Annotated in this window: 25 protein-coding genes and 4 tRNA genes; 7 read left to right on the top strand and 22 right to left on the bottom strand. The window is 69.0% G+C overall.

The features are described from left to right. Positions 1-10 precede the first annotated feature (10 nt). The gene (locus ACH4ZA_RS00220) at positions 11-1,288 is read left to right on the top strand and encodes a hypothetical protein (protein ID WP_398427393.1); all 1,278 of its coding nucleotides are present in this window, start codon (positions 11-13) and stop codon (positions 1,286-1,288) included. A gap of 298 nt (positions 1,289-1,586) precedes the next feature. Here ACH4ZA_RS00220 and ACH4ZA_RS00215 read toward each other — a convergent pair whose 3' ends face one another. From ACH4ZA_RS00215 to ACH4ZA_RS00165, 11 genes are all read right to left on the bottom strand, one after another. After that, on the bottom strand, positions 1,587-5,510 hold the full coding sequence (locus ACH4ZA_RS00215; RefSeq protein ID WP_319277168.1) for a DNA-directed RNA polymerase subunit beta': 3,924 nt from the start codon (positions 5,508-5,510) through the stop codon (positions 1,587-1,589). 110 nt (positions 5,511-5,620) lie between these two features. After that, positions 5,621-9,106: a DNA-directed RNA polymerase subunit beta gene (gene rpoB, locus ACH4ZA_RS00210; protein ID WP_057584691.1), complete on the bottom strand. Its 3,486-nt coding sequence runs from the start codon at positions 9,104-9,106 to the stop codon at positions 5,621-5,623. 579 nt (positions 9,107-9,685) lie between these two features. Further along, the gene (rplL, locus tag ACH4ZA_RS00205) at positions 9,686-10,066 is read right to left on the bottom strand and encodes a 50S ribosomal protein L7/L12 (protein WP_319277170.1); all 381 of its coding nucleotides are present in this window, start codon (positions 10,064-10,066) and stop codon (positions 9,686-9,688) included. A gap of 126 nt (positions 10,067-10,192) precedes the next feature. Next, complete coding sequence (gene rplJ / locus ACH4ZA_RS00200) at positions 10,193-10,723, bottom strand: 50S ribosomal protein L10 (RefSeq protein WP_057584693.1); 531 nt, start codon at positions 10,721-10,723, stop codon at positions 10,193-10,195. Positions 10,724-11,041: 318 nt separating this feature from the next. Then, positions 11,042-11,833: an LppX_LprAFG lipoprotein gene (locus ACH4ZA_RS00195; RefSeq protein WP_319277171.1), complete on the bottom strand. Its 792-nt coding sequence runs from the start codon at positions 11,831-11,833 to the stop codon at positions 11,042-11,044. A 93-nt stretch (positions 11,834-11,926) separates the two neighbouring features. After that, complete coding sequence (locus ACH4ZA_RS00190) at positions 11,927-12,823, bottom strand: hypothetical protein (RefSeq protein WP_319277173.1); 897 nt, start codon at positions 12,821-12,823, stop codon at positions 11,927-11,929. Between the two features lie 149 nt (positions 12,824-12,972). Continuing rightward, a complete protein-coding gene (gene rplA, locus ACH4ZA_RS00185) occupies positions 12,973-13,698 on the bottom strand; it encodes a 50S ribosomal protein L1 (protein WP_319277175.1) in 726 nt (241 codons plus the stop codon). An 84-nt stretch (positions 13,699-13,782) separates the two neighbouring features. Further along, positions 13,783-14,217, bottom strand: a complete 435-nt coding sequence (gene rplK, locus ACH4ZA_RS00180) for a 50S ribosomal protein L11 (RefSeq protein ID WP_005481290.1) — start codon at positions 14,215-14,217, stop codon at positions 13,783-13,785. 170 nt (positions 14,218-14,387) lie between these two features. Beyond that, positions 14,388-15,251, bottom strand: coding sequence for a transcription termination/antitermination protein NusG (gene nusG, locus ACH4ZA_RS00175; protein WP_319277177.1), 864 nt, complete (start codon positions 15,249-15,251; stop codon positions 14,388-14,390). 80 nt (positions 15,252-15,331) lie between these two features. Next, positions 15,332-15,619 carry a preprotein translocase subunit SecE gene (gene secE / locus ACH4ZA_RS00170; RefSeq protein WP_057584698.1) on the bottom strand — a complete coding sequence of 96 codons (288 nt, stop codon included), beginning with the start codon at positions 15,617-15,619 and terminating at the stop codon, positions 15,332-15,334. A 114-nt stretch (positions 15,620-15,733) separates the two neighbouring features. Further along, positions 15,734-15,806: transfer RNA gene (locus ACH4ZA_RS00165), tRNA-Trp, on the bottom strand. Between the two features lie 227 nt (positions 15,807-16,033). Here ACH4ZA_RS00165 and ACH4ZA_RS00160 point away from each other — a divergent pair. Both ACH4ZA_RS00160 and ACH4ZA_RS00155 read left to right on the top strand, forming a co-directional pair. Further along, positions 16,034-17,260, top strand: a complete 1,227-nt coding sequence (locus ACH4ZA_RS00160) for a pyridoxal phosphate-dependent aminotransferase (RefSeq protein ID WP_319277179.1) — start codon at positions 16,034-16,036, stop codon at positions 17,258-17,260. Between the two features lie 123 nt (positions 17,261-17,383). Then, a complete protein-coding gene (locus ACH4ZA_RS00155; protein ID WP_319277181.1) occupies positions 17,384-18,415 on the top strand; it encodes an adenosine deaminase in 1,032 nt (343 codons plus the stop codon). 11 nt (positions 18,416-18,426) lie between these two features. On the opposite strand, the gene ACH4ZA_RS00150 is transcribed toward ACH4ZA_RS00155, so the two are convergent. The 6 genes from ACH4ZA_RS00150 to ACH4ZA_RS00125 all read right to left on the bottom strand — a co-directional run bounded on the left by ACH4ZA_RS00150 (position 18,427) and on the right by ACH4ZA_RS00125 (position 21,072). Continuing rightward, positions 18,427-19,482: a UDP-N-acetylmuramate dehydrogenase gene (locus ACH4ZA_RS00150; protein ID WP_319277183.1), complete on the bottom strand. Its 1,056-nt coding sequence runs from the start codon at positions 19,480-19,482 to the stop codon at positions 18,427-18,429. 115 nt (positions 19,483-19,597) lie between these two features. Continuing rightward, positions 19,598-20,026, bottom strand: a complete 429-nt coding sequence (locus tag ACH4ZA_RS00145) for a MaoC family dehydratase (protein ID WP_319277185.1) — start codon at positions 20,024-20,026, stop codon at positions 19,598-19,600. Between the two features lie 8 nt (positions 20,027-20,034). Further along, positions 20,035-20,505 (bottom strand): MaoC family dehydratase N-terminal domain-containing protein, encoded by a 471-nt coding sequence (locus ACH4ZA_RS00140; protein WP_319277187.1) that lies wholly within the window; start codon positions 20,503-20,505, stop codon positions 20,035-20,037. Between the two features lie 121 nt (positions 20,506-20,626). After that, positions 20,627-20,791, bottom strand: a complete 165-nt coding sequence (gene rpmG, locus ACH4ZA_RS00135) for a 50S ribosomal protein L33 (protein ID WP_003948671.1) — start codon at positions 20,789-20,791, stop codon at positions 20,627-20,629. A gap of 89 nt (positions 20,792-20,880) precedes the next feature. After that, a tRNA-Met gene (locus ACH4ZA_RS00130) sits at positions 20,881-20,953 on the bottom strand. Between the two features lie 46 nt (positions 20,954-20,999). Beyond that, positions 21,000-21,072, bottom strand: a tRNA-Thr gene (locus ACH4ZA_RS00125). A gap of 300 nt (positions 21,073-21,372) precedes the next feature. On the opposite strand from ACH4ZA_RS00125, the gene ACH4ZA_RS00120 reads away from it, so the two are divergent. Both ACH4ZA_RS00120 and ACH4ZA_RS00115 read left to right on the top strand, forming a co-directional pair. Then, complete coding sequence (locus tag ACH4ZA_RS00120; RefSeq protein ID WP_319277189.1) at positions 21,373-22,638, top strand: amidohydrolase family protein; 1,266 nt, start codon at positions 21,373-21,375, stop codon at positions 22,636-22,638. A gap of 141 nt (positions 22,639-22,779) precedes the next feature. Next, positions 22,780-23,436, top strand: coding sequence for an SDR family oxidoreductase (locus ACH4ZA_RS00115; protein ID WP_319277190.1), 657 nt, complete (start codon positions 22,780-22,782; stop codon positions 23,434-23,436). Between the two features lie 124 nt (positions 23,437-23,560). Here the strand turns inward: ACH4ZA_RS00115 and ACH4ZA_RS00110 are convergent, their stop codons facing one another. Further along, positions 23,561-23,773: a hypothetical protein gene (locus ACH4ZA_RS00110; protein WP_398427800.1), complete on the bottom strand. Its 213-nt coding sequence runs from the start codon at positions 23,771-23,773 to the stop codon at positions 23,561-23,563. Positions 23,774-23,880: 107 nt separating this feature from the next. Here ACH4ZA_RS00110 and ACH4ZA_RS00105 point away from each other — a divergent pair, with 107 nt between their 5' ends. Next, positions 23,881-24,177: a hypothetical protein gene (locus ACH4ZA_RS00105; protein WP_319277191.1), complete on the top strand. Its 297-nt coding sequence runs from the start codon at positions 23,881-23,883 to the stop codon at positions 24,175-24,177. 83 nt (positions 24,178-24,260) lie between these two features. On the opposite strand, the gene ACH4ZA_RS00100 is transcribed toward ACH4ZA_RS00105, so the two are convergent. Further along, positions 24,261-24,342: transfer RNA gene (locus ACH4ZA_RS00100), tRNA-Tyr, on the bottom strand. A gap of 226 nt (positions 24,343-24,568) precedes the next feature. Between ACH4ZA_RS00100 and ACH4ZA_RS00095 the strand changes: the two genes are divergently transcribed. After that, the gene (locus ACH4ZA_RS00095; RefSeq protein ID WP_057584707.1) at positions 24,569-25,057 is read left to right on the top strand and encodes a YajQ family cyclic di-GMP-binding protein; all 489 of its coding nucleotides are present in this window, start codon (positions 24,569-24,571) and stop codon (positions 25,055-25,057) included. A gap of 75 nt (positions 25,058-25,132) precedes the next feature. Here the strand turns inward: ACH4ZA_RS00095 and ACH4ZA_RS00090 are convergent, their stop codons facing one another. The 3 genes from ACH4ZA_RS00090 to htpX all read right to left on the bottom strand — a co-directional run bounded on the left by ACH4ZA_RS00090 (position 25,133) and on the right by htpX (position 26,866). After that, positions 25,133-25,399 carry a GlsB/YeaQ/YmgE family stress response membrane protein gene (locus ACH4ZA_RS00090; protein ID WP_319277222.1) on the bottom strand — a complete coding sequence of 89 codons (267 nt, stop codon included), beginning with the start codon at positions 25,397-25,399 and terminating at the stop codon, positions 25,133-25,135. A 214-nt stretch (positions 25,400-25,613) separates the two neighbouring features. Further along, positions 25,614-26,006, bottom strand: coding sequence for a YccF domain-containing protein (locus ACH4ZA_RS00085; protein ID WP_319190283.1), 393 nt, complete (start codon positions 26,004-26,006; stop codon positions 25,614-25,616). After that, the gene (gene htpX, locus ACH4ZA_RS00080) at positions 26,003-26,866 is read right to left on the bottom strand and encodes a zinc metalloprotease HtpX (protein WP_398427390.1); all 864 of its coding nucleotides are present in this window, start codon (positions 26,864-26,866) and stop codon (positions 26,003-26,005) included. The genes ACH4ZA_RS00085 and htpX overlap by 4 nt, the downstream gene beginning before the upstream one ends. Between the last annotated feature and the right edge of the window lie 102 nt (positions 26,867-26,968).

Below are 26,968 nucleotides of genomic sequence, written 5' to 3'. Positions count from 1 at the left end.
GACCCCAGCCATGAGCACGGCTTCCAGCGACACGGCGACGGACCCCGCCGTGCCCGACGGGCCGGAGAAGCGGCCAGGAACCCTGCGCCGCCTCACCCTGCCGGACGGTGTACGACCGTACCTCGCCCCGCTGCTCCTCTACGGTGTGACGAAGCTCGTGGGTCTCACGGTGTTCGCCTGGCTCCTGGAATGGGCCGACGAGTACCAGAAGAAGAACCCGCGCTTCGGCGGCGGCGCCCACTGGTGGGACGTGCTCGCCACCTGGGACGGCTGGTGGTACCTCCAGGTCGCCGAGAAGGGCTACGACCCCGGCCCGCTGGAGCGGCTCGCCCCGGGCGGGCTGTTCACCGTCAAGCAGAACTCGGTCGCCTTCTTCCCGCTCTACCCTGCCCTGATCCGCAGCGTCTCCGAGGTCACCGGCCTCGGGCTGTACGGCTCCGGGATGCTGGTGTCGGTCGCGGCGTCGTTCGTCGCGGCCGCCGGCGTCTACGCGGTGATCTCCACGCTCGCCGGCGTGCGGGCCGGCACGATCGCGGCAGGCCTGTGGGCACTGGCGCCCGGCGCGGGCGTGGAGTGGGCGGTCTACTCGGAGTCGGTCTTCGTCGCCATCGCGACCTGGTGCTGCTACTGCGTGATGAAACGCCGCTGGGTGGCCGCCGGACTGCTCGCCTTCCTGGCCGGGCTCAACCGGCCCACGTCCGCCGCGCTCATCGGCGCCGTCGGCCTCGCGGCGATCGTGACCCTCGCCCGGCGCGAGAGCAGGCGCGAGCACGGGGTGGCGGGGCCCCTCTACGCCATGTTCGCCGCCCCGCTCGGCCTGCTCACCTATGTCGCCTGGGTCGGCCTCAGCTCGGGTGACCTCACGGCGTACTTCACGCTCCAGCGCGAGGGCTGGGCGCACTACTTCGACTTCGGCGCGTACACCTGGGACGTGCTCGCCAACACGGCGGTCGGCCGCCACGACTACCTGTTCGCGTTCTCCGTCCCGGACCTGCTCGCCGTCCAGGTGGTGCTGGCACTGCCGTTCCTGATCGCGCTGATGCTGCGCAGAAAACCGCCGCTGGTCCTGGTCGCGTACACGCTGGCGAGCGTGATCACCGTGCTGGGCACCCAGCAGATGTTCGGCAACACGGGTCGCTACCTGCTGCCGGCCTTCCCCCTGCTGCTCGCGCCGGCCGCGGCGATGAGCCGGCTGAAGTGGCCGAGCCTCGCGGTGTTCTTCACGACGGCGGCCCTCGCGTCCGGGTGGTACGCGCACTACGTCATCTTCGAGCTGGGAATCCCGTAGCGAGAACCCCTCCGGGCAGCGACGACGGCGTCCGAGGCGGTTGCGAGCAGCGTCCCGGAGCCTCGGGGCTCCCGCCGGGGCCTCGGGACGCGGCGCGGTTCCCCCCGGCCGCCCTGCCGCCCGTCAGAGCGCCCGTGGCCCGTCAGCGCCCCCTCCGGCGCCTCCCCCTCCTTGACGCCACCCTCCAGCTCCTCGCCCCTCAGCGTCCTCCCCCCACTGCGTCCCCCCGGTCACGCCGAAGGGCGGCCACCCCGCAACCGGGGTGACCGCCCTTCAGTACCTCAGACCTACGTACGCCTTACTGGTTGTACGGACCGTAGTCGTAGTCCTCCAGCGGAACGGCCTGGCCGGAGCCCGTGCCGAACGGCGAGTAGTCGATGTCGTCGTAACCGACGGCCGAGTACATCGCGGCCTTGGCCTCTTCGGTCGGCTCGACCCGGATGTTGCGGTAGCGGGACAGACCCGTACCGGCCGGGATGAGCTTACCGATGATGACGTTCTCCTTGAGGCCGATCAGGGAGTCGGACTTGGCGTTGATCGCCGCGTCCGTGAGGACCCTGGTCGTCTCCTGGAAGGACGCCGCCGACAGCCAGGACTCCGTGGCCAGCGAGGCCTTGGTGATACCCATGAGCTGCGGACGACCGGAGGCCGGGTGACCGCCCTCCTGCACCACACGACGGTTCTCGACCTCGAACTTCGAGCGCTCGACGAGCTCGCCGGGCAGCAGCTCGGCGTCGCCGGACTCGATGATCGTCACACGGCGCAGCATCTGCCGGATGATGATCTCGATGTGCTTGTCGTGGATCGACACACCCTGCGAGTTGTACACCTTCTGGACCTCGCCGACCAGGTGGACCTGGACGGCACGCTGACCCAGGATGCGCAGCACGTCGTGCGGGTTGGTGGCACCCACGGTGAGCTTCTGGCCCACCTCGACGTGCTCGCCCTCGCTGACCAGCAGACGGGCGCGCTTCGAGATCGGGAACGCCGTCTCGTCGCTGCCGTCGTCCGGCGTGATGACGATCTTCTTCGTCTTCTCGGTCTCCTCGATCCGCACGCGGCCGGAGGCCTCGGAGATCGGGGCGACACCCTTCGGGGTACGGGCCTCGAAGAGCTCGACGACACGCGGCAGACCCTGGGTGATGTCGTCACCGGCCACACCACCGGTGTGGAAGGTACGCATCGTCAGCTGGGTGCCGGGCTCACCGATGGACTGGGCGGCGATGATGCCGACCGCCTCACCGATGTCGACCAGCTTGCCGGTGGCCAGCGAGCGGCCGTAGCACATGGCACACGTGCCGACCTGCGACTCACAGGTCAGGATCGAGCGGGTCTTGACCTCCTCGACGCCGTGGCGCACCAGCTGGTCGATGAGCACGTCGCCCAGGTCCACGTTGGCCGGCGCGATCACCTTGCCGTCGATGACGACGTCCTCGGCGAGCATGCGGGCGTAGACGCTGGTCTCGACGTCGTCCGTCTTGCGCAGGACGCCGTCCTCGCCGCGGACGGCGATCTTCAGCTTCAGACCGCGCTCGGTGCCGCAGTCCTCCTCGCGGATGATGACGTCCTGCGAGACGTCCACCAGACGACGGGTCAGGTAACCCGAGTCGGCGGTACGCAGGGCGGTGTCCGCCAGACCCTTACGGGCGCCGTGCGTGGAGATGAAGTACTCCAGCACGGACAGGCCCTCACGGAAGGACGCCTTGATCGGACGCGGGATGGTCTCGTTCTTCGCGTTCGACACCAGACCGCGCATACCAGCGATCTGCCGCATCTGCATCATGTTTCCTCGGGCGCCCGAGTCGACCATCATGAAGATGGGGTTGGTCTTGGGGAAGTTCGCGTTCATCGCCTCGGCGACCTCGTTGGTCGCCTTGGTCCAGATCGCGATGAGCTCCTGCGTGCGCTCTTCCTTGGTGATCAGACCGCGCTCGTACTGCTTCTGGACCTTCTCGTCCTGCGCCTCGTACCCGCGGACGATCTCCTTCTTCGCCTCGGGAACGACGACGTCGGAGATGGCCACGGTGACACCGGAACGGGTCGCCCAGAAGAAGCCGGCCGCCTTCAGGTTGTCGAGCGTCGCCGCCACGATGACCTTGGGGTAGCGCTCGGCCAGGTCGTTGACGATCTCGGAGAGCTGCTTCTTGCCCACCGAGTAGTCGACGAACGGGTAGTCCTCGGGCAGCAGCTCGTTGAAGAGCGCGCGGCCCAGGGTCGTCCGCAGCCGGAAGGTGTCACCCTGCTGCCACTCGCCCGCGGCGTAGCCGCTGTCGGACGCAGTGCCCTCCTCCTGCGCCGGCGGCGTCCAGCCACGCGGCGGGATGGTGCCCACCGGGAAGCGGATGTCGATCGGCGACTGCAGCGCGAGCTCACCGGCGTCGAACGCCATGATCGCCTCGGCCGTGGAGCCGAAGGACCGGCCCTCGCCCTTGGTGTCGCGCAGCTCACCGTCGGTGGTGAGGAAGAACAGACCGAGGACCATGTCCTGGGTCGGCATCGTCACCGGACGGCCGTCGGCGGGCTTGAGGATGTTGTTCGAGGACAGCATCAGGATGCGGGCCTCGGCCTGCGCCTCCGCGGAGAGCGGCAGGTGGACGGCCATCTGGTCACCGTCGAAGTCCGCGTTGAACGCGGTGCAGACGAGCGGGTGGATCTGGATGGCCTTGCCCTCGACCAGCTGCGGCTCGAAGGCCTGGATGCCGAGGCGGTGCAGGGTGGGCGCACGGTTCAGCAGCACCGGGTGCTCGGCGATGACCTCTTCGAGGACGTCGTACACGACGGTGCGGCCGCGCTCCACCATGCGCTTGGCGCTCTTGATGTTCTGCGCGTGGTTCAGGTCGACCAGGCGCTTCATCACGAACGGCTTGAACAGCTCCAGCGCCATCGCCTTCGGCAGACCGCACTGGTGCAGCTTCAGCTGCGGACCGACGACGATCACGGAACGCGCGGAGTAGTCCACGCGCTTGCCGAGGAGGTTCTGACGGAAGCGGCCCTGCTTGCCCTTGAGCATGTCGGACAGCGACTTCAGCGGCCGGTTGCCGGGGCCCGTGACCGGGCGACCACGACGGCCGTTGTCGAAGAGCGCGTCGACGGCCTCCTGGAGCATGCGCTTCTCGTTGTTCACGATGATCTCGGGCGCGCCGAGGTCGAGAAGCCGCTTCAGACGGTTGTTGCGGTTGATCACCCGGCGGTACAGGTCGTTCAGGTCGGAGGTCGCGAAGCGGCCACCGTCCAGCTGCACCATCGGACGCAGGTCCGGCGGGATGACCGGCACGCAGTCGAGCACCATGCCCTTGGGGCTGTTGCTGGTCTGCAGGAACGCGGAGACGACCTTGAGGCGCTTGAGCGCACGGGTCTTCTTCTGGCCCTTGCCGGTGCGGATGATCTCGCGGAGGCGCTCGGCCTCCTCGTCGAGGTCGAAGGACTCCAGGCGCTTCTGCAGGGCAGCGGCGCCCATGGAGCCGTCGAAGTACGTGCCGAAGCGGTCACGCAGCTCGCGGTAGAGGAGCTCGTCGCCCTCGAGGTCCTGGACCTTGAGGTTCTTGAAGCGGGTCCACACCTCGTCGAGACGGTCGATCTCGCGCTGCGCACGGTCGCGCAGCTGCTTCATCTCGCGCTCGGCGCCTTCGCGCACCTTGCGGCGCACGTCGGCCTTGGCGCCCTCGGCCTCGAGCTCGGCCAGGTCGGTCTCGAGCTTCTTGGCGCGGGCCTCCAGGTCGGAGTCGCGACGGTTCTCGATCTGCTGACGCTCGACGGAGACGTGCGCCTCCAGCGAGGGCAGGTCACGCGTACGGCGCTCGTCGTCGACGAACGTGATCATGTACGCCGCGAAGTAGATGACCTTCTCGAGGTCCTTGGGAGCCAGGTCGAGCAGGTAGCCCAGACGGCTCGGGACGCCCTTGAAGTACCAGATGTGGGTGACGGGAGCGGCCAGTTCGATGTGGCCCATCCGCTCACGACGCACCTTGGCGCGGGTCACCTCGACGCCGCAGCGCTCACAGATGATGCCCTTGAAGCGAACGCGCTTGTACTTGCCGCAGTAGCACTCCCAGTCCCGGGTCGGACCGAAGATCTTCTCGCAGAAGAGTCCGTCCTTTTCGGGCTTGAGCGTGCGGTAGTTGATGGTCTCGGGCTTCTTGACCTCGCCGTGGCTCCACTGACGGATGTCGTCAGCGGTAGCCAGACCGATCCGGAGCTCGTCGAAGAAGTTGACGTCGAGCACTATGCGTCAATCCCTCTCAGGGTTGTAAGTCTTGGGGTCTGATACGGGGGTCCCGGGGCCGGCCGGAGGTTCAGGGATCTTCATCGCCGAACCTCCGGACCGGACTCCCGTCAGACCTCTTCGACGCTGCTCGGCTCGCGCCGGGACAGGTCGATGCCGAGCTCCTCCGCCGCGCGGAAGACGTCCTCGTCGGTGTCACGCATCTCGATGGACATACCGTCGCTGGACAGCACCTCCACGTTCAGGCAGAGAGACTGCATCTCCTTGATGAGCACCTTGAAGGACTCGGGGATGCCGGGCTCGGGGATGTTCTCGCCCTTGACGATGGCCTCGTAGACCTTCACGCGGCCGGTGACGTCGTCGGACTTGATGGTCAGGAGCTCCTGGAGGGCGTAAGCGGCGCCGTATGCCTCCAGCGCCCACACCTCCATCTCACCGAAGCGCTGACCGCCGAACTGCGCCTTACCGCCCAGCGGCTGCTGGGTGATCATCGAGTACGGACCGGTCGAACGGGCGTGCAGCTTGTCGTCGACCAGGTGGTGGAGCTTGAGGATGTACATGTACCCGATGGAGATCGGGTCCGGGAACGGCTCGCCGGAGCGGCCGTCGAACAGCCTCGCCTTGCCGGTCGGCTGCACCATGCGCTCGCCGTCGCGGTTCGGGATGGTGTGGTTCAGCAGACCCGCGAGCTCGTCCTCACGGGCGCCGTCGAACACCGGGGTGGCGACGTTGGTGCCCGGGGCGACCTGGTCGGCGCCGATGACCTGCAGGCGCTGCGCCCAGTCCTCGCCGAGGCCGGAGACGTCCCAGCCGCGGCTGGCGAGCCAGCCGAGGTGGATCTCCAGCACCTGTCCCGGGTTCATTCGGGACGGCACGCCCAGCGGGTTGAGGATGATGTCGACCGGGGTCCCGTCCTCGAGGAACGGCATGTCCTCGATGGGCAGGATCTTGGAGATGACACCCTTGTTGCCGTGACGGCCGGCGAGCTTGTCACCGTCCGTGATCTTGCGCTTCTGCGCCACGTAGACCCGAACCAGCTGGTTCACGCCCGGCGGCAGCTCGTCGCCCTCTTCACGGTCGAAGACGCGGACGCCGATGACCTTGCCGATCTCGCCGTGCGGCACCTTCAGCGAGGTGTCACGGACCTCACGGGCCTTCTCGCCGAAGATCGCGCGCAGCAGGCGCTCCTCCGGGGTCAGCTCGGTCTCGCCCTTGGGCGTGACCTTGCCGACCAGGATGTCGCCGGCGACGACCTCGGCGCCGATGCGGATGATGCCGCGCTCGTCGAGGTCGGCGAGGACCTCCTCGGAGACGTTCGGGATGTCCCGGGTGATCTCCTCGGGGCCGAGCTTGGTGTCACGGGCGTCGACCTCGTGCTCCTCGATGTGGATCGAGGAGAGGACGTCGTCCTGCACGAGGCGCTGCGACAGGATGATCGCGTCCTCGTAGTTGTGACCCTCCCACGGCATGAACGCCACGAGCAGGTTCTTGCCGAGCGCCATCTCGCCGTTCTCGGTGGCCGGGCCGTCGGCGAGGACCTGACCGGTGATGATCCGGTCGCCCTCGTTGACGATGACCTTCTGGTTGACCGAGGTGCCCTGGTTGGAGCGCGAGAACTTGGCCAGGCGGTACGTGATGTACGTGCCGTCGTCGTTGGTCGTGGTGATGTAGTCCGCGGAGACCTCCTGGACCACACCGTCCTTCTCGGCCTTGACCACGTCGCCGGCGTCGACGGCGGAGCGGTACTCCATGCCGGTGCCGACGAGCGGGGCCTCGCTCTTGATGAGCGGCACGGCCTGGCGCATCATGTTCGCGCCCATGAGGGCACGGTTGGCGTCGTCGTGCTCGAGGAACGGGATCATGGCGGTCGCGACCGACACCATCTGGCGCGGCGAGACGTCCATGTAGTCCACGTCGTCACCGGGGACGTAGTCGACCTCGCCGCCACGGCGGCGGACCAGGACGCGGTTCTCGGTGAAGCGCAGGTCGTCGTCGAGCGTGGCGTTGGCCTGCGCGATGACGAAGCGGTCCTCCTCGTCGGCCGTCAGGTAGTCGACCTCGTCGGTGACGACACCGTCGGTGACCCGGCGGTAGGGCGTCTCCACGAAACCGAACGCGTTGACGCGGCCGTAGGAGGCGAGCGAGCCGATCAGACCGATGTTCGGGCCTTCGGGCGTCTCGATCGGGCACATGCGGCCGTAGTGCGAGGGGTGCACGTCACGGACCTCGAAGCCGGCCCGCTCACGGGAGAGACCACCCGGGCCAAGAGCCGACAGGCGGCGCTTGTGGGTGAGACCCGACAGCGGGTTGTTCTGGTCCATGAACTGCGACAGCTGGCTGGTGCCGAAGAACTCCTTGATGGAGGCGACGACCGGCCGGATGTTGATCAGGGTCTGCGGCGTGATCGCCTCGACGTCCTGGGTCGTCATCCGCTCGCGGACGACTCGCTCCATACGCGCCAGACCCGTGCGGACCTGGTTCTGGATGAGCTCGCCGACGCTGCGCAGACGGCGGTTGCCGAAGTGGTCGATGTCGTCGGTCTCGACGACGATCGTCGTGCCGTTGTCGGCGCCCGTCTCGGTCTCGCCGGCGTGCAGCTTGACCAGGTACTTGATCGTCGAGATGACGTCCTCGACGGTCAGCACGCCCGCGTCGAGCGGAGCGTCCGCGCCCAGCTTCTTGTTGACCTTGTAGCGGCCGACCTTCGCGAGGTCGTAGCGCTTGGGGTTGAAGTAGAGGTTCTCGAGCAGCGTCTGCGCGGCCTCACGCGTGGGGGGCTCGCCCGGACGCAGCTTGCGGTAGATGTCGAGCAGCGCGTCGTCCTGGCCCTGGGTGTGGTCCTTCTCCAGGGTGGCGCGCATGGACTCGTACTCGCCGAACTCCTCGAGGATCTGCTCGGTGGTCCAGCCGAGAGCCTTCAGAAGGACGGTGACGGACTGCTTGCGCTTGCGGTCGATGCGGACACCGACCATGTCGCGCTTGTCGATCTCCATCTCGAGCCAGGCGCCCCGGGAGGGGATGATCTTGGCCGAGAAGATGTCCTTGTCGGACGTCTTGTCGATGGAGGAGTCGAAGTAGACACCCGGCGAACGGACCAGCTGCGACACCACGACACGCTCGGTGCCGTTGATGACGAAGGTGCCCTTGTTCGTCATGAGCGGGAAGTCGCCCATGAAGACGGTCTGGGACTTGATCTCGCCGGTCTCGTTGTTCGTGAACTCGGCCGTCACGAAGAGCGGGGCCGCGTACGTGAAGTCACGGTCCTTGCACTCGTCGATGCTGTTCTTCGGCGGCTCGAAACGGTGGTCGCGGAACGTCAGCGACATCGACCCGGAGAAGTCCTCGATCGGGGAGATCTCCTCGAAGATCTCCTCCAGACCGGACTTGGTGGGGACGTCCTGACCGGACTCCAGAGCCGCCTCGACCCGACTCTGCCAGGCGGTGTTCCCGAGCAGCCAGTCAAAGCTCTCGGTCTGCAACGCGAGCAGGTTGGGAACCTCGAGCGGCTCCTTGATCTTTGCAAAAGAGATGCGCAGCGGGGCAGTGCTGGCGGCGTTGTTCGTATTCGAGGTCGAGGCGTTGCGCGAGGCGGCCAAGAGGGGGTCCTTCCGAGGGCTCGGACTCACTACGCGCGTACCGGCCCCTCAGTCCCGGGCACGGAGACAGATATTCCCCGATTGGCGAAAAGGCCAGGTGGGAGATGATCTGGTCGTCCGGACTCAAGTGAGGGCATGCCCCTGGTGACGGGCAGGGGACAGCTAACAGGCAGCGCAAAGGGTCAGTGTAGCCACTTGGCACACTGATGTCCAGTGCGGGTTCTTCGAGACCCTCGTAGTTCTCAACGCCCTCGGTCCGGTAGCCCTCAACGCACGGTGATACTGCCCTCTTCGCCGTCGATCCATGCCTCGGATACGGATCCTTGTGACGACGCGTCCTGAGAATTGCGCGCTGCGTGCGGTTCGTCAAGGCCTCCTGGCGCGAACGGGGGCGCTCGGAGACACGATGAAGATCACCATACCCCCCGCTCAGAGGGGTACCAGGCAACCGTGGCCGCGCTCCCAGGAACGCCGAAGAGCGACCACCCAGATGGATGATCGCTCCTCGGTGCGTGGGCGTTACAGCTCCCGGGGGAGCAGTTTCAGCCTTCGCGTGCGGTCGTCGCCGACCGCGTGGTGTTACTTGACCTCGACGGAGGCGCCGGCGGCCTTGAGGGACTCGGCAGCCTTCTCCGCGGCCTCCTTGGCGACCTTCTCGAGAACGGGCTTCGGAGCGCCGTCCACGAGGTCCTTGGCCTCCTTCAGACCCAGGGAGGTCAGCTCACGCACGACCTTGATGACCTGGATCTTCTTCTCGCCGGCGCCGGTGAGGACGACGTCGAACTCGTCCTGCTCCTCAGCGGCCTCGGCAACGGCGACCGGGCCCGCGGGGGCGGCGGCGACCGCGGCGGCGGCGGTGACGTCGAACTTCTCCTCGAAGGCCTTCACGAACTCGGAGAGCTCGATGAGGGTCATCTCCTCGAACTGCGCGAGCAGGTCTTCCTGGCTGAGCTTCGCCATGGTGGGCGATCCTTCCACTAATTCGGCTGGTGCCGGTATGTACATGTGTGGCGGGCGTACTGTCGGCCCGCTACGACCTCTGCCTCAGGCGGAACGCCTCAGGCGGCGGTCATTTCGCGAGCCGAGTTACTCGGCACCGCCCTGCTCGGCCTGCTTGGCGCGAAGAGCGTCCACGGTGCGGACGAGCTTCGAGGGAAGCGCCTGGAAGAGCTGAGCAGCCTGAGACTGCTTGCCCTTGAAGGCACCCGCCAGCTTGCTGAGCAGAACCTCGCGGGACTCGAGGTCCGCAAGCTTCTTGATCTCGTCGGCGGACAGCGCCTTGCCGTCAAGGACACCGCCCTTGATGACGAGGTTCGGGTTGTCCTTGGCGAAGTCACGAAGACCCTTCGCCGACTCCACCGGGTCACCGGTGATGAAGGCGACCGCCGTCGGACCGTTGAAAAGGTCGTCGAGCGTGTTGATCCCGGCCTCGTTGGCCGCAATCTTGGTCAGCGTGTTCTTCACCACGGCGTACTGGGCGTTCTCACCGAGCGAACGACGCAGCGTCTTGAGCTGCGCCACGGTGAGACCCCGGTACTCGGTCAGCACGGCGGCGTTCGAACTGCGGAACGCGTCCGTCAGCTCGGCTACCGCGGCAGCCTTGTCGGGCCTTGCCATAGAGCGTCGGCCTCCTTCCGGGTGATGAGGACCGCTCAGAAGGGGCTGTGACAGACGAAACGCCCCGGCGCAGGCGCACGGGGCGTAGCTCGACCGAACGAATTCCGCGGACGGATTTCTGTTCGGGAGCACATCCACTGACACCTGCGCGGGTCGTCCGCATTGCAGCGGATCCTTCGGCCACCGCACACTCTGCTGAGTGCACGGCAACGACCAGCGGTCTTTGGCTTCTGCAGGAGCGTACGTGAACCGGTCGCCGTCAAGCAAATCCGCCCGTACGGGGACCGGCCGGGTGCCCGGAGGGGCGTCCGGCGGAGGTCAGTTCGCGGACTTCCCCAGCTTCTCGGCCAGGTCGACGGTGTCCGAGGCCGGCGGCGCCTTCACCGTCACGGGCTTGCCGAAGTCGGAGAAGGTGATGGTCAGGTCGAGCGGGCCGCGCCGTCCGAAGCCCTGCATGCGCAGCTGCCGGGTGCGGTCCTCGGCGTCGACCCACAGGTCCATGGTGAGCTCGTCGACGCCCAGCTTCTCGTACTGGGCGAGGCTCTTCTCGGTCCGCTGCCGGATCTTCGCCGGCCGGCCCTCGAAGGAGGCGCGGATCTCGTCGACCGTCGCCGTGCCCGTGTAGTGGTCGGTGCGGACGCCGCCGACCGCCTCGGCGCCGGCCTTCTTCAGATCGTCGGCGGCGGCCAGGAAACCGGTCTCGTGCGCCGGGTTGTCCCGGACCTTGTCGGACATCCCGCCGTTGGCGCCTGGCTTGCCGAACTTGACCCAGTGCTTGCCGTCCTCGTCGGCTTCGTCGGTGCCTATGTAGAGCACGCCGCCGACGAACCGGAACTCGCCCGTGCCCTTGTCGGGGCCGCTGAGCACGGTGGACTTCAGAGTCATGACCTGCGGTTTCGTGCCGATCGCGGCCTCGCCCCGGATCCGTCCCTCCTCCGGCGTCCGGCCGTTCGTGCGGTAGCGCAGGGACACCGGCTGTTCCGCCTTCTCCGCGGCCCGTGCGACCGCCGCCGCAGCGGACGAGTCACCCTCGCTCCCCGTCCCGCCCATCGCCGCACAGCCGCTGACGAGCAGCACGGACAGCCCGAGGACACCCACGGCAGACCTCATCCAATTTCCCCCAGAACCCCGTACACAGAACACATGGTCGACTCACAGCAAGACCGTGAAGGTATCCTAGGAACCCGGAGGAGGTCCCGTGAATTACGAGCCGCCGGCCGCCCCCTGTTGTTTCACCAGCTCACGGAAGTCCGCCGTGTCGCCCGCCGGGGGCGCCTCGGCCGCGACCGCGGTCCCGTAGTCGCTGTAGTAGGCGGTCTGGCTGTACGCGCCCGCCGTGGTCTCGCCCTTCTCGACCTTCTTGGCCAGCAGGTCCCGCTCGTCGACCCAGATGTCGACGGTCTCGGTGGTGACGCCGGCCTGTTCCAGCGTCTTCTTCAGCTCGTCGAGCCGACTGCGGTCGAGGTGGGAGTTCTTCTCGGCGAGGTCGGCCACCTTCACGGTGCCGGAGTAGTGCGTGGTGTTCCGGCCGCGCACCTTCTCCTCGCCGACCTCGTGGACGTCCCCGGAGGCCAGCAGCAGCTTCACGGACTGGTGGGGGGTGGTGTTGGTCAGCTGGTCCTTCAGATACGCGCCGGAGCCGCCGCCGAGGCTCGCCAGGTCGTCGTACGCGTACTTGATCCAGTGTCTGCCGCCGGCCTGCCCCGCGAAGGAGTCGCCCATCCTGGCGTAGTAGGCGTCGGGCAGGTACCGGGCCTCCATCGAGGTGGCGCCCATCTGCCGCATCGTGTCGGCCATGGTGCCGCCGGTGTAGGTGATGGTGAGCGTGCCGGTGAGGCCGTCTCTCCAGCCCAGGGCGCCCTCGGCGGTCATCGACATCACCGAGCCCATGGTGGTGGTGGACTCGACCTTCGCGGAGTCCGCGCCGTCGGTCGACTTCTCGGCGCTCTGCAGCGCCGCGACGGGACTGAGCCGCGGGCTGCCCTCCTGGCCCTTCCCCGGGCCGCCCGAGCCGCCCGAGCCGCTGCAGGCCGTCGCCCCCGCCAGCAGGGTCAGTGCCGCGATCGAGAGGCCCGCACGACGCACGCTCGTGCACTTCATTCGTCCCACCCCCATGGAATGCCTGTCACTGGACGTTAACGCACAGCACTGACAGTCGTACGAAGAAAGAAGAGGTACGACAAAAAGGGACGAGCCCCGCACCTCGAGAGGTTGCGGGGCTCGTCGCCGACTCGGGCGAACCGTCAGGTTCAGACCGCGGCCGGGTCCTCCTCGACGAGGAGGTTCCGGGTGCGGTTCGGGTCGACCTGGATGCCGGGGCCGATCGTGGTGCTGATCGCGGCCTTCTTGATGTAGCGACCCTTGGCGGCGGACGGCTTCAGACGGAGGATCTCCTCCAGCGCCGCGCCGTAGTTCTCCACCAGCTTGGCGTCGTCGAAGGACGCCTTGCCGATGATGAAGTGCAGGTTCGAGTGCTTGTCGACGCGGAACTCGATCTTGCCGCCCTTGATGTCGGTCACGGCCTTGGCCACGTCCGGGGTCACGGTGCCGGTCTTCGGGTTGGGCATCAGACCACGCGGGCCGAGGACGCGGCCGAGGCGGCCGACCTTGCCCATGAGGTCCGGGGTGGCGACGACGGCGTCGAAGTCCAGACGCCCCTTCGCCACCTCGTCGATCAGTTCGTCGGAGCCGACGATGTCGGCGCCCGCGGCCTCCGCGGCCGCAGCACGGTCACCGGTCGCGAAGACCAGGACCCGGGCGGTCTTGCCGGTGCCGTGCGGCAGGTTCACGGTGCCACGGACCATCTGGTCGGCCTTGCGCGGGTCGACACCCAGGCGGAAGGCGACCTCGACGGTGCCGTCGAACTTGCTCGTGGAGGTCTCCTTGGCGAGACGGACGGCCTCGAGCGGGGCGTAGAGCTTCTCCCGGTCGATCTTGGCGTCCGCAGCGCGGAGGGACTTGCTGCGCTTGCTCACTACTGCTCCAGTGTGTCTGAGGAGTCGTGGTACGGGCCGAGCAGGCCCTGCCACGGTGCTACGAAGGTGCTACGGGGCTGGGTGTCAGCCCTCGACCGTGATGCCCATGGAGCGGGCGGTGCCGGCGATGATCTTCGACGCGGCGTCAAGGTCGTTGGCGTTGAGGTCGGGGAGCTTGGTCGTGGCGATCTCGCGGACCTGCGCCTCGGTGATCTTGGCGACCTTGGTCTTGTGCGGCTCGCCCGAGCCCTTCTCGACACCCGCGGCCTTGAGGATCATCTTCGCGGCCGGCGGCGTCTTGGTGACGAAGGTGAAGGAGCGGTCCTCGTAGACCGTGATCTCCACCGGGATCACCCAGCCACGCTGCGACTCGGTCGCGGCGTTGTAGGCCTTGCAGAACTCCATGATGTTGACGCCGTGCTGGCCGAGCGCGGGGCCGACCGGCGGTGCGGGGTTGGCCGCACCGGCGTTGATCTGGAGCTTGATGAGCCCCGTGACCTTCTTCTTCTTGGGAGGCATTGCTCTCTCCGGGTCCTAGTGAGAGTTTTTCAGCCTTCCGGTCCGGATGATCCGGATGGAGGCATACCGCACAACGATAACGGGTATCTGTGCGCGGCCAAAAACCGAGCAGGTCAGGCGAGCTGTGACAGCCCGCCTGACCTGGTCGGAGGCGTGTGTTCCAGAAGGAGCTAGTTCTTCTGGATCTGGTCGAAGCTGAGCTCGACCGGGGTCTCGCGGCCGAAGATCTCGACGAGGCCCTTGACCTTCTTCGAGTCGGCGTTGATCTCGTTGATCGTGGCCTGCAGCGTGGCGAACGGGCCGTCGGTGACGGTGACCGAGTCGCCCACCTCGAAGTCCAGCACCTGGACCTCGACCTTGCGGGCCGGAGCCGGCTTGCCCTCGGCCTCGGCGGCCTCACGGGCGGCCTTCTCCTCGGCCTCCGGGGCGAGCATCTTGACGATCTCGTCCAGGGTCAGCGGGTACGGGTCGTAGGCGTTGCCCACGAAGCCGGTGACGCCGGGCGTGTTGCGCACGACGCCCCAGGACTCGTTCGTCAGGTCCATGCGCACCAGCACGTAGCCGGGGAGCTTGTTCTGACGGATGGTCTTGCGCTCGCCGTTCTTGATCTGCGCGACCTCTTCCTGCGGCACCTCGGCCTGGAAGATGAAGTCCTCGACGTTCAGCGAGACGGCGCGCTGCTCCAGGTTGGTCTTCACGCGGTTCTCGTAGCCGGCGTACGTGTGGATGACGTACCACTCGCCGGGGAGGGTGCGCAGTTCCTCGCGCAGGGCGGCGACGGGGTCGACCGGCTCGGCCGGCTCTTCCTCTTCGGCTTCCTCGGACTCTTCGGCGACGGCCTCGTCGGCGTCATCGTCCTCGGCGCCCGCGGCGTCCTCGTCCTCGACGTGCAGCGCGGCTTCCTCCGCGGGCTCGCCCGCCTCGGCCTCGGCAGCCTCGAACTCGTCCACCTCGTCCGAGCCCTCGACGATGTCGAGCTCGTCGTCCACGGACTCGTCCGGCTCGATGGCGTCGTTCAGGTTCTGGTCAGACACGGTGGCTGCTTCTTCCTGGATACATAGGGGTGGAACATGCGAAAGGGGCGCCGGATACCTCGGCGCCCTTCGCTCTAGGCTCAGCCAAAGACGTACTTGGCGGCGTGGCTGAGTCCATAGTCAATCACGGTCACCAGGCCGATCATGATGACGACGAACACGATCACCACGGTGGTGTACGTCGTCAGCTGACCGCGAGTGGGCCATACGACCTTGCGGAGCTCCGCAACGATCTGGCGATAGAAGAGCGCCAGGCGCTTGAGCGGGCCCTTCTTGGCTCGCTTGCCGCCCTTGCGGGCCTTCTTCTTCGCCTCAGGCGCCTCGTCCTGGGCATCAGGCGTGTCGATGGAGCCCACGGCGTCCGCCATTCGTCCTCACCTGTTCCCGGGTCGTGGCCGTGCCGCGCCCGGTCTGAGCCGCACGGCGAGTGCATTGCTGTACGTACATGCGCTGCGCACACATCCTGGTGACGGAGTGTGTAGCAGGGCCGGAGGGACTTGAACCCCCAACCGCTGGTTTTGGAGACCAGTGCTCTACCAATTGAGCTACGACCCTTTGTGTGTCCCCAACGTACCGCATCCGCTCGGGTGCTCGGTGTGCACCGGTTGTGGCGCGGCTGTCGAAGGCCAACGACGTGTGAGTGTACGTGGTCTTGAGCGCCTCGTCGAACGGAAAGGGTCCTTGATCGGATTCCTTCGGATGTTCTCCTGGATGTTCGCTCGGCTGACCAGTCCGTGAAACCAGTGTGCCGGGCCGGTTTCCGGTCTGAAACCATGGACCCCATGAGCGCTGCAACCCCTCCCACCGAGCGCCGGGTCTCCGCCCGAGTCGGCGCGATCTCCGAGTCCGCCACCCTCGCCGTGGACGCCAAGGCCAAGGCCCTGAAGGCCGCCGGGCGTCCGGTGATCGGCTTCGGCGCCGGCGAGCCCGACTTCCCGACCCCGGACTACATCGTCGAGGCCGCGATCGAGGCCTGCAAGAACCCCAAGTTCCACCGGTACACGCCGGCCGGGGGCCTGCCCGAGCTGAAGGCCGCGATCGCCGCGAAGACGCTGCGTGACTCCGGCTACGAGGTCGAGGCCTCGCAGATCCTGGTCACCAACGGCGGCAAGCAGGCCATCTACGAGGCCTTCGCCGCGATCCTCGACCCGGGCGACGAGGTCATCGTCCCGGCCCCGTACTGGACCACGTACCCGGAGTCGATCCGGCTGGCCGGCGGCGTCCCGGTGGACGTGGTGGCCGACGAGACGACCGGCTACCGGGTCTCCGTCGAGCAGTTGGAGGCGGCCCGCACGGAGCGCACCAAGGTCGTCCTGTTCGTCTCCCCGTCCAACCCGACCGGCGCGGTCTACAGCGCCGAGGACGCCGAGGCGATCGGCCGCTGGGCCGTCGAGCACGGCCTGTGGGTCATGACGGACGAGATCTACGAGCACCTCGTCTACGGCGACGCGACGTTCACCTCGCTGCCGGCGATCCTCCCCGAGCTGCGCGACAAGTGCATCGTCGTCAACGGCGTCGCCAAGACGTACGCGATGACCGGCTGGCGGGTCGGCTGGATCATCGGCCCGAAGGACGTCGTCAAGGCCGCGACGAACCTGCAGTCGCACGCCACCTCGAACGTCTCCAACGTGGCGCAGATCGCCGCCCTGGCCGCCGTCTCCGGTGACCTGTCGGCCGTCGAGACGATGCGCGAGGCCTTCGACCGCCGCCGCAGGACGATCGTCCGGATGCTCAACGAGATCGACGGCGTCGTCTGCCCGGAGCCCGAGGGCGCGTTCTACGCCTACCCGTCGGTGAAGGCGCTGCTCGGCAAGGAGATCCGCGGCAGGCGTCCGCAGGACTCGGTCGAGCTGGCCGCGCTGATCCTGGAGGAGGCCGAGGTCGCGGTCGTGCCGGGCGAGGCCTTCGGCACCCCGGGGTATCTGCGGCTGTCGTACGCGCTGGGCGACGAGGACCTCGTCGAGGGTGTGAGCCGCATCCAGAAGCTGCTGGCCGAGGCCAGGGACTGACGTCCGCTTCCGCCACGGGACCGCATGCCGACGCCGGTGTGCGGTCCCGCTGCTTTGTGCGAGCAAGACCACGTTCGGGGAAAGCGCTACCGGGACCCGGGGGGCATGCGGCAGGATCCATGGATGGAGCGTGTACGTGATGTCTCTGAGCTGCCGAAAGCCCATCTGCACCTGCACTTCACCGGGTCGATGCGGCCGGCCACCGTGCTGGAGCTGGCCGACAAGTACGGCGTCCGCCTGCCCGACGCGCTGACCGAGGCGCTGACCAGCGGCGAGCCGCCCAAGCTGCGTGCGACGGACGAACGCGGCTGGTTCCGCTTCCAGCGCCTGTACGACGCGGCCCGCTCGTGTCTGCGGGAGCCGGAGGACATCCAGCGGCTGGTGCGCGAGGCCGCCGAGGAGGACCTGCAGGACGGCTCGCACTGGCTGGAGATCCAGGTCGACCCCACGTCGTACGCGCCCCGGCTGGGCGGGCTGATCCCGGCGCTGGAGGTCATCCTGGACGCGGTGGAGACGACGTCGCGCGAGACCGGGCTCGGAATGCGGGTGCTGGTCGCGGCCAACCGGATGAAACACCCGCTGGACGCCCGCACCCTGGCCCGGCTGGCCGTGCGGTACGCGGACCGCGGGGTGGTCGGCTTCGGGCTCTCCAACGACGAACGCAGGGGCATGGCACGGGACTTCGACCGGGCGTTCGCGATCGCCCGCGAGGGCGGGCTGCTGTCCGCCCCGCACGGCGGCGAGCTGACCGGCCCGTCGTCCGTCCGCGACTGCCTGGACGACCTGCACGCGAACCGGCTCGGGCACGGCGTGCGGGCGGCCGAGGACCCCCGGCTGCTGAGGAAGCTCGCCGAACGCGGGGTGACCTGCGAGGTGTGTCCGGCGTCGAACGTCGCCCTGGGCGTGTACGACAAGCCCGAGGACGTTCCGCTGCGAACCTTGTTCGACGCGGGCGTCCCCATGGCGCTGGGCGCCGACGACCCGCTGCTGTTCGGCTCGCGCCTGGCCGCCCAGTACGAGTTCGCCCGCCGCCACCACGCCTTCACGGACGAGGAGTTGGCGGAACTGGCCCGGCAGTCGGTGCGGGGCTCGGCGGCGCCGGAGGACGTACGCCGGAAGCTGCTGTCGGGCGTGGACGACTGGCTGGCGTCCTGAGCCCGGGGCCCCTAGAGCCCGACGCCCACCATCACCGGCTCGTTGACGAGGGTGATCCCGAACGTCTCGCGCACGCCGACGACGACCTCGCGGGCCAGCGCCAGCAGGTCCTCCGTGGTCGCCGCGCCCCGGTTGGTGAGGGCGAGGGTGTGCTTCGTGGAGATCCGCGCGGGGCCGCTGCCGTACCCCTTGGTGAAGCCCGCCTTGTCGATCAGCCAGGCCGCGGAGGTCTTGGTGTGTCCCTCGCCGGCCGGGTAGGCGGGCGGCTCCGCGCCGTCGCCCAGCCGCTCCTTCACGCGTGCGTGGAAGGCGGCGAAGTCGGCGTCGGTGAGGATCGGGTTGGTGAAGAAGGAACCGGCCGACCAGGTGTCGTGGTCCTCGGCGTCCAGCACCATGCCCTTGCCGGCGCGCAGCTTCAGCACGGTGTCGCGTGCGTCGGCGAGCGGCACCCGGTCGCCCGGCGCGACGCCGAGCGCGCGGGCCGTCTCGGCGTACTTCAGCGGCGCCGACAGGCCGTCCGCGTCCTCCAGCTCGAAGCGGACGCGCAGGACGACATAGCGCTCCGGGTCGGCCTTGAAGCGGCTGTGCCGGTAGGCGAAGGCGCACTCCTCGTCGGTGAGCGTGACCGTCTCGCCCGCCCGGCGGTCGTAGGCGACCACCTCGGTGATCGTGCTGGAGACCTCCTGGCCGTACGCCCCCACGTTCTGGATCGGCGTGGCGCCCGCCGAACCGGGGATGCCGGCCAGGCACTCGATGCCGGCCAGGCCGGCCGCCACGGTGTGGGCGACGGCGTCGCTCCACACCTCGCCCGCGGCCAGTTCCAGCCGCGTCCCGACGATGTCGCGGCCGCGGGTGGCGATGCGCAGGGCCGTCCCCTCGAAGCCCTTGTCGCCGATGACGAGGTTGGAGCCGCCGCCGATGATCAGCAGTGGCGTGCCGCCGGCGTCGGCCTCGCGCACGGCGGCGACCACCTCGGCGTCGGTGGTCGCGGTCACCAGCCTGGTGGCGGGACCGCCCAGCCGGAAGGTGGTCAGCGGGGCGAGCGGGGCATCGTGGAGTTCCTGCACCCGCCCAGCCTACGAGACACCGCCGACAGCCCGGCCCGCCCGTCACGCGTAAGGGGCGCCTCCCCCTGGAAGACGCCCCTTACCGCACCGCTCGCTGCTGCTCGCTGCTCGCTGCTCAGGCCAGTCGTACGACCGCCCGTGACATGCCCAGGACCTTCTGGCCGCCGCTGGTCACGGTCAGGTCCACCCGGACGGTGTTGTCGTCGAGCTTGGCGGCCACCTTGCCGGTGACCTCGATCACCGCGCCCTGGTCGTCGTTCGGGACGACGACGGGCCTGGTGAAGCGGACGCCGTAGTCCACGAGGGCGCCCGGGTCGCCGGTCCAGTCGGTCACGACGCGGATCGCCTCGGCCATGGTGAACATGCCGTGCGCGATGACGTCCGGCAGGCCCACCTCCTTGGCGAACTTCTCGTTCCAGTGGATGGGGTTGAAGTCCCCGGAGGCGCCCGCGTACCGGACGAGGGCGGCCCGGTTCACCGGGAAGGACCGGGCCGGCAGTTCGGCGCCGACCTCGACGTCGTCGTAAGCGATCTTCGTCGTCATCGGGTTCCTCACGCCTCCCCGTCGGTCTGCGCCGGCTCCGCCGCACGGGCGACCAGCTTGGTCCAGGCGGTCACCACGTGTTCGCCGGTCTCGTCGTGGACCTCGCCCCGGACGTCCAGGATGTCGTTGCCCGCCATGGACTTGACGGCCTCGATGGTCGAGGTGACGGTCAGCCGGTCACCGGCGCGCACCGGGCGCTTGTAGGCGAACTTCTGGTCGCCGTGCACCACACGGCTGTAGTCGAGGCCCAGCTGGGGGTCCTGGACGACCTGTCCCGCCGCCTTGAAGGTGATCGAGAACACGAAGGTGGGCGGCGCGATCACATCCGCGTACCCGAGCGCCTTGGCGGCCTCCGGGTCGGTGTACACCGGGTTGTCGTCCCCCACGGCCTCGGCGAACTCGCGGATCTTCTCGCGGCCGACCTCGTAGGGATCGGTGGGCGGGTAGCTCCGCCCGACGAAGGACTGGTCGAGCGCCATGGGCCTCGGCACCTCCTGGTTCTCTGCGTCGCTGTGCGTCGCTCTACTGACCGGTACGGGTCGCTCAACGACACGAGGCCGCCCCCGATCACTCGGGGACGGCCTCGCATACGAGCCTGATTTATCGCGTTTCGCGGTGCGCGGTGTGCGCGTTGCAACGCGGGCAGTGCTTCTTCATCTCCAGTCGGTCCGGGTTGTTACGCCGGTTCTTCTTGGTGATGTAGTTCCGCTCCTTGCACTCCACGCAGGCCAGCGTGATCTTCGGGCGGACGTCGGTGGCAGCCACGTGAGTGCTCCTTGACGAACGGATGGGACAGATGAACGCATAAAAGAGTAGCCGATCGAAGGACCGACCCCACAATCGGCTACCGTCAGTAGCGGTGACCGGACTTGAACCGGTGACACAGCGATTATGAGCCGCTTGCTCTACCGACTGAGCTACACCGCTTTGATGGGATCAGGTCCCGCCTCGCGACGGGAACCTCACCCACCAGAGCCCCAATACGGAATCGAACCGTAGACCTTCTCCTTACCATGGAGACGCTCTACCGACTGAGCTATTGGGGCGAGCGATGAAGACATTACACGGTCCGCAGCCGTTCGCCCAAATCCGTTTCGCGAGGCCCACCGGCCCCTCTTCCAGGGTCGTACGGGCATCCGTTTCCCATGGGTCCCGAAGGACTCCCGAGCCCCTCCCGAGCCCCTCCGGCACAGCGGACCACGCCGGTACGACTATTGCGCTCCTCCCCGCCCTCGCCGAAGCACCGCCCTAGGCTCGACTCACTCTGCGTGATCATGCGTCCCGCCAGGACGCCTGCGTCCTCAGCGTCCTCTGCGCCCCGCGCAGTCCCGAGCCCCTGGAGCCCGATGCCCGACAGCCGGCCGCAGCCGCCCCACTCGTGGTCCTCCTCCGGCGCCTCCTCGGGCACACCGGACCCGGCCGCCCTGCTGTTGTGCGGGGCGCGCCTGACGGACGGCCGCACGGTGGACGTACGGCTGGGCCGCGGGCGCATCGAGGCGGTCGGAACCGCCGGGAGCCTGGCGGCCGGGCCGGCCCGGGCCGGAGGGCGCGTGGACCTCGACGGCTACCTCCTGCTCCCGGCCCCCGCAGAGCCCCACGCACACCTCGACACCGCGCTCACGGCGGACGACGACGGTCCCGTCTCGTACGCCCCGCAGGACGTCCAGCGCCGCGCCACCGAGGCGGTGCTGCTGCAGCTCGGCCACGGCGCGACCGCGCTGCGCGCCCAGGTGCGTGTGGGGGACGTCCAGGGCCTCGGCGCGCTGGCGGCCGTCCTGCAGGCCCGGCGCTCGCTGCGCGGGCTGGCGGAGCTGTCGGCGGTGGCGATGCCGCGGGTGCTGACCGGGGCGGCGGGGGCGGACGGGCTCGCGATGCTGCGCGACGCGGTGAAGATGGGCGCCGCGGTGGTAGGCGGCTGCCCGGACCTGGACCCCGACCCCGCCGGCTACGTGGAGACCGTGCTCGAGGTCGCCTCCGAGCACGGCTGCCCCGTCGACCTGCACACCGACGCCGCCGACCCGGCCCGGCTCGCCCGCCTCGCCGCGATGGCCGGCGGGCTGCGGCCCGGCGTCGCCCTCAGCCCCTGCGGCGGGCTCGGTCGCCTCCCCGCCGAGGCGGCCGGCCGCACCGCCGACCAACTGGCCGCGGCGGGCGTGACGGTGGTCTGCCTGCCCCAGGGCGGCTGCGGCGCCGTCGAGGACCGGCGCGCCGCGCCCGTACGGCTGTTGCGTGCGGCCGGGGTGCGGCTGGCCGCCGGCAGCGGCGCGTTGCGGGACGTCTGCAACCCGGTGGGCCGCGGCGATCCCCTCGAGGCCGCCTATCTGCTCGCCTCGCGCCACGGCCTGCGTCCCGAGGACGCCTATGACGCCGTCAGCACGTCCGCGCGGGCCGCTCTGGGCCTGCCCGAGGTCCGGGTGGAGGCCGGCTTCCCGGCCGACCTCCTCGCCGTCCGCGGAGACCGCCTGGCAGGGGTCCTGTCGCTGGCCTACAGCCGGATCGTGATCCACCGCGGGCGCGTGGTGGCCCGCACGAGCGCCGTCCGCGAGTACTGCAACTCGGCGGCCGCCGAGGAGCTGGGTCTGCCGCGGCAGGGGCGGGGCGGCCCGTCGTAGCGCCGGCCGCCGCGGGGCGGGGGCGTGCGCCCGGCGCGGCGGAGCGGCAGGGTTCGGCCCGGACGTTGCCCCTGCGGCCGTTCCGTGGCCGCTGGGGGCGTGCGGCGGCGGACGGGGGCGCCCGGGCGTACGGTCGGAACCATGCGCATTGTCATCGCTGGTGGTCATGGTCAGATCGCGCTGCGGCTCGAGCGGTTGCTCGCCGCGCGCGGTAACGAGGTCGCGGGGATCATCCGCAGGGCCGAACAGAGCGACGACCTGAGGACGGCCGGCGCCGAACCGGTCGTCCTGGACCTGGAGTCGGCGTCCGTCGAAGAGGTCGCGGAGCGGCTGCGGGGCGCGGACGCGGCGGTGTTCGCGGCGGGCGCCGGCCCGGGCAGCGGTGTGCAGCGCAAGGACAGCGTGGACAAGGGCGCTGCCGTGCTGTTCGCGGACGCGGCGGTCCGGGCGGGCGTACGGCGGTTCCTGGTCGTCTCGTCCATGGGCGCGGACGCGGAGCACCGGGGCGACGAGGTCTTCGACGTCTACCTGCGCGCCAAGGGCGAGGCGGACGCGTACGTACGGGGCCTGGACTCCCTCGACTGGACGATCCTGCGCCCGGGCGCGCTCACGGACGACGATGGGACCGGCCTGGTCCGTCTGGAGGCCCGCACGGGCCGCGGACCCGTCCCACGGCAGGACGTAGCCGCCGTACTGGCGGAACTCCTCGACTCGCCGGCCACGTCGGGGCTCACCCTGGAGCTGATCGGCGGCTCGACGCCGGTGTCGGTCGCCGTGAAGGCGGTGGCGGGGAACTGAGGGCGGCGGGCGGCCGGGGCGGGGCGGAGCGGCCGCGAAGGGCGGTGCAGGGGCTGTTGGGGGCGCGCGGCAGCGCCGGGCGCGGGCACGCACGCGTGCGGGGCGTGTGCGGCGCGTGGGCGCGCTAGAAGAGCGCCAGCTGTCCCGGGAAGTCCGGGACCACGTACCCGTCCAACGACGGTTGGGCGGCTCCCAGTTGCGCCGTCCGGCGGGAGCCCGGGCAGGAGACGAGGTCGCCGCTCTCCCGCGTCCCGGGCGGGTCGTGCCGGGCGAACCGTCCGGCGACGACGGCGATCTCGCGACGGCACTCCGGACAGCTTCTGCGACGGCTGGACAGGCTGGACATGAGGTCAGTGTGCCGCAGTGGGCCACGCGGGTATCCCGTGCCCGGACGCGCCCCGCTCGCCGCGCGGAACCGCCGTCCCGTCCCTAGCATCCGTACACGTGGCACATACCTTCGAGGAACTCGTGGAGAAGCAGCGTGCGGCCGACGAGGCGCACGCGAGGGTCGAGCAGTTGCGGGACGCGTACGGCGCGCCGACGACCGCTCCTTGGTCGGAGACCCAGACGGACACCTACGAGACGGCCTGGCGCGCCTGGCGCGACCTCGCCCGCGACGCCCAGACCTCGGTGACGGAGTACGCCAAGGACGAGAAGAAGCCCCGCACGGACGTCGAGGTGGAGGTGAAGCGGGCGGCGAAGACGCCCCCGGACGCGGACGAGACCCCGGAGAACGGCTGAAACCTCGCGGAGACGGGCCCCGGACACGAAGAAACCCCTCCGCTCTGCGTTTCCGCAGTTCGGAGGGGTTTCCTCTCTCAGCGTGGCGGCGCCAGGATTCGAACCTGGGAAGGCTGAGCCGGCAGATTTACAGTCTGCTCCCTTTGGCCGCTCGGGCACACCGCCGGGTTTGCTGCCTATTCGAACCGCTTTTCGGCGGTGCTCCCTGGCAACGACGTAAACGATACCCGATGCGCGGGGGTGCTTCGCCACCTGATTCCGCGCCGCCCGGAGGGGGCGGGGTGGCTAGGCTTGTGCGGATGCGGCCCGGGATCCCACCGGGCTCGGCGGTCACCCCCACGTGCGCCGATACGCACCCTGACACGCACCCCGATACAAGGAGCCACAGGACATGGCCGACTCCAGTTTCGACATCGTCTCGAAGGTCGAGCGGCAGGAGGTCGACAACGCCCTCAACCAGGCCGCCAAGGAGATCTCGCAGCGCTACGACTTCAAGGGCGTGGGCGCCTCGATCTCGTGGTCCGGTGAGAAGATCCTCATGGAGGCGAACTCCGAGGACCGGGTGAACGCCGTCCTCGACGTCTTCCAGTCCAAGCTGATCAAGCGCGGCATCTCGCTGAAGGCGCTGGACGCGGGCGAGCCGCAGCTTTCCGGCAAGGAGTACAAGCTCTTCGCGGACATCAAGGAGGGCATCTCCCAGGAGAACGCGAAGAAGGTCGCGAAGCTCATCCGCGACGAGGGCCCCAAGGGCGTGAAGGCCCAGGTGCAGGGCGAGGAACTGCGGGTCAGCTCGAAGAGCCGCGACGACCTGCAGACCGTCATCACGCTGCTCAAGGGCCAGGACTTCGACTTCGCGCTGCAGTTCGTGAACTACCGCTAGCCGACGTACGGGCGAGGGCGGGCGCCCCTCGGCGTCCGCCCTCGCGCTCGGCCGGGCCGCAGCGGGTCAGCGGGCTCAGTCGCGTGAGTTGCCGAACAGCACGCGGTAGACGATCAGGAGCACGAGCGAACCGCCGATCGCGGCGGCCCAGGTGGCGCCGTCGTAGAAGCCCTTGGTGATGGGGTGGTCCAGCCAGCGGGCCGAGATCCAGCCGCCGATGAACGCGCCCGCGACACCGATGAGGGTCGTGCCGACGAAGCCGCCCGGGTCGCGCCCGGGCAGCAGGACCTTGGCGATGACTCCGGCCAACAACCCCAGGATGATCCAGCTGATGATGCTCATGCCGTGAACCTGCCCCTCCGTGCTGTGCCTGTGCTGTCCGGGCAGTGTGATGTCACTCGCTCCGGACGGGCGCGCGCTCTCCGGCGCGCCCCGCGTCCTTCGTCGCACGCGGGTTCGTGCCGTGCTGATCGGAACGACGCATCACGGGAGGCGGCGGTTCCGGCGTGGGCCGGTGCAGGCCGGGCTGTCATGCCGGTCAGCACGGTGAGCGCGGTCAGCGTGAGGCGAACGGCCGGTCGGTGGGCACGATTTCGCGGCCCAGCGGGAACAGCGAGACCGGGATCAGCTTGAAGTTCGCGATGCCGAACGGGATGCCGATGACGGTCAGGCACAGCAGGAAGCCGGTGACGATGTGCCCGATGGCCAGCCACCAGCCGGCGAGCACCAGCCACAGCACGTTGCCGAGACAGGAGGGCGCGCCGGCGTCACGCCGCTCCACGGTCGTGTAGCCGAACGGCCAGAGCGCGAAGACGCCGATGCGGAACGCGGCGACGCCGAAGGGGATGCCGATCACCGTGATGCAGAGCAGTACTCCTGCGAGCAGGTAACCGAGGAACAGCCAGAAGCCGCTCAGGATCAGCCAGATGACGTTCAGGATGGTCTTCACTGGGGGCGACCTGCCATTTTCTCGAGCCGGGCGATTCGCTCCGCCATCGGCGGGTGCGTCGAGAACATCTTGGAGAGTCCCTGGCCCGGGCGGAAGGGGTTCGCGATCATCATGTGACTCGCGGTCTCGATACGGGGCTCCGGCGGAAGCGGAAGCTGCTTGGCGCCCGTCTCCAGCTTGCGCAGGGCGCTCGCGAGCGCCAGGGGGTCGCCGGTGAGCCGGGCGCCCGAGGAGTCCGCCTCGTACTCCCGGGAGCGGCTGATGGCGAGCTGGATGAGGCCGGCGGCGAGCGGCCCGAGGATCATGATCAGGAGCATGCCCAGGAGGCCGGGGCCGTCGTCGTCGTCGGAGCGGCCGACCGGGATCAGCCAGGCGAAGTTGACCAGGAACATGATCACCGAGGCGAGGGCGCCGGCGACCGAGGAGATCAGGATGTCGCGGTTGTAGACGTGGCTGAGCTCGTGGCCGATGACGCCGCGCAGCTCGCGCTCGTCGAGGAGGCGCAGGATGCCTTCCGTGCAGCACACGGCGGCGTTGCGTGGATTGCGGCCGGTCGCGAAGGCGTTGGGCGCCTCTGTCGGGGAGATGTACAGGCGGGGCATGGGCTGACGGGCCTGAGTGGAGAGCTCGCGGACCATCCGGTACAGGGCGGGGGCCTCGAACTCGCTCACGGGGCGCGCGCGCATCGCGCGTAGAGCCAGCCTGTCGCTGTTCCAGTACGCGTACGCGTTGGTGCCGAGCGCGACCAGTACGGCGACGACGAGCCCCGCGCGGCCGAAGAAGCTGCCGAAGACGATGATGAGTGCCGACAGCCCCCCGAGGAGTACTGCGGTCCTGAGCCCGTTGTGCCGGCGGTGCACGGTACGCCCTCCAAGTCGTGCAGCAGGGGAACCCTTTGCTTGCGGATCTTCCTGTTCTCCGGTGGCACTGGTGCCGTGATGTCACCTCCAGTGCACCCTCCC

The organism is Streptomyces sp. NPDC020597 (genome assembly GCF_044335095.1).
In the GTDB taxonomy this organism is placed as follows: Bacteria; Actinomycetota; Actinomycetes; order Streptomycetales; family Streptomycetaceae; genus Streptomyces.
The sequence above is the reverse complement of the archived record's forward strand: the minus strand, read 5'-3'. Positions and strand labels throughout refer to the sequence as shown.

What these genes read in the sequence shown, in the direction of transcription:
- ACH4ZA_RS00090 (WP_319277222.1), bottom strand. Translation starts at nt 25,399, where the DNA reads ATGAGCATCATCAGCTGGATCATCCTGGGGTTGTTGGCCGGAGTCATC.
- rplK (WP_005481290.1), bottom strand. Translation starts at nt 14,217, where the DNA reads ATGCCTCCCAAGAAGAAGAAGGTCACGGGGCTCATCAAGCTCCAGATC.
- ACH4ZA_RS00220 (WP_398427393.1), top strand. Translation starts at nt 11, where the DNA reads ATGAGCACGGCTTCCAGCGACACGGCGACGGACCCCGCCGTGCCCGAC.
- ACH4ZA_RS00140 (WP_319277187.1), bottom strand. Translation starts at nt 20,505, where the DNA reads ATGGCGCTCGACCAGTCCTTCGTCGGGCGGAGCTACCCGCCCACCGAT.
- rplL (WP_319277170.1), bottom strand. Translation starts at nt 10,066, where the DNA reads ATGGCGAAGCTCAGCCAGGAAGACCTGCTCGCGCAGTTCGAGGAGATG.
- rplJ (WP_057584693.1), bottom strand. Translation starts at nt 10,723, where the DNA reads ATGGCAAGGCCCGACAAGGCTGCCGCGGTAGCCGAGCTGACGGACGCG.
- ACH4ZA_RS00095 (WP_057584707.1), top strand. Translation starts at nt 24,569, where the DNA reads ATGGCCGACTCCAGTTTCGACATCGTCTCGAAGGTCGAGCGGCAGGAG.
- ACH4ZA_RS00115 (WP_319277190.1), top strand. Translation starts at nt 22,780, where the DNA reads ATGCGCATTGTCATCGCTGGTGGTCATGGTCAGATCGCGCTGCGGCTC.
- ACH4ZA_RS00190 (WP_319277173.1), bottom strand. Translation starts at nt 12,823, where the DNA reads ATGAAGTGCACGAGCGTGCGTCGTGCGGGCCTCTCGATCGCGGCACTG.
- secE (WP_057584698.1), bottom strand. Translation starts at nt 15,619, where the DNA reads ATGGCGGACGCCGTGGGCTCCATCGACACGCCTGATGCCCAGGACGAG.
- ACH4ZA_RS00195 (WP_319277171.1), bottom strand. Translation starts at nt 11,833, where the DNA reads ATGAGGTCTGCCGTGGGTGTCCTCGGGCTGTCCGTGCTGCTCGTCAGC.
- ACH4ZA_RS00160 (WP_319277179.1), top strand. Translation starts at nt 16,034, where the DNA reads ATGAGCGCTGCAACCCCTCCCACCGAGCGCCGGGTCTCCGCCCGAGTC.
- ACH4ZA_RS00145 (WP_319277185.1), bottom strand. Translation starts at nt 20,026, where the DNA reads ATGACGACGAAGATCGCTTACGACGACGTCGAGGTCGGCGCCGAACTG.
- ACH4ZA_RS00120 (WP_319277189.1), top strand. Translation starts at nt 21,373, where the DNA reads ATGCCCGACAGCCGGCCGCAGCCGCCCCACTCGTGGTCCTCCTCCGGC.
- ACH4ZA_RS00155 (WP_319277181.1), top strand. Translation starts at nt 17,384, where the DNA reads ATGGAGCGTGTACGTGATGTCTCTGAGCTGCCGAAAGCCCATCTGCAC.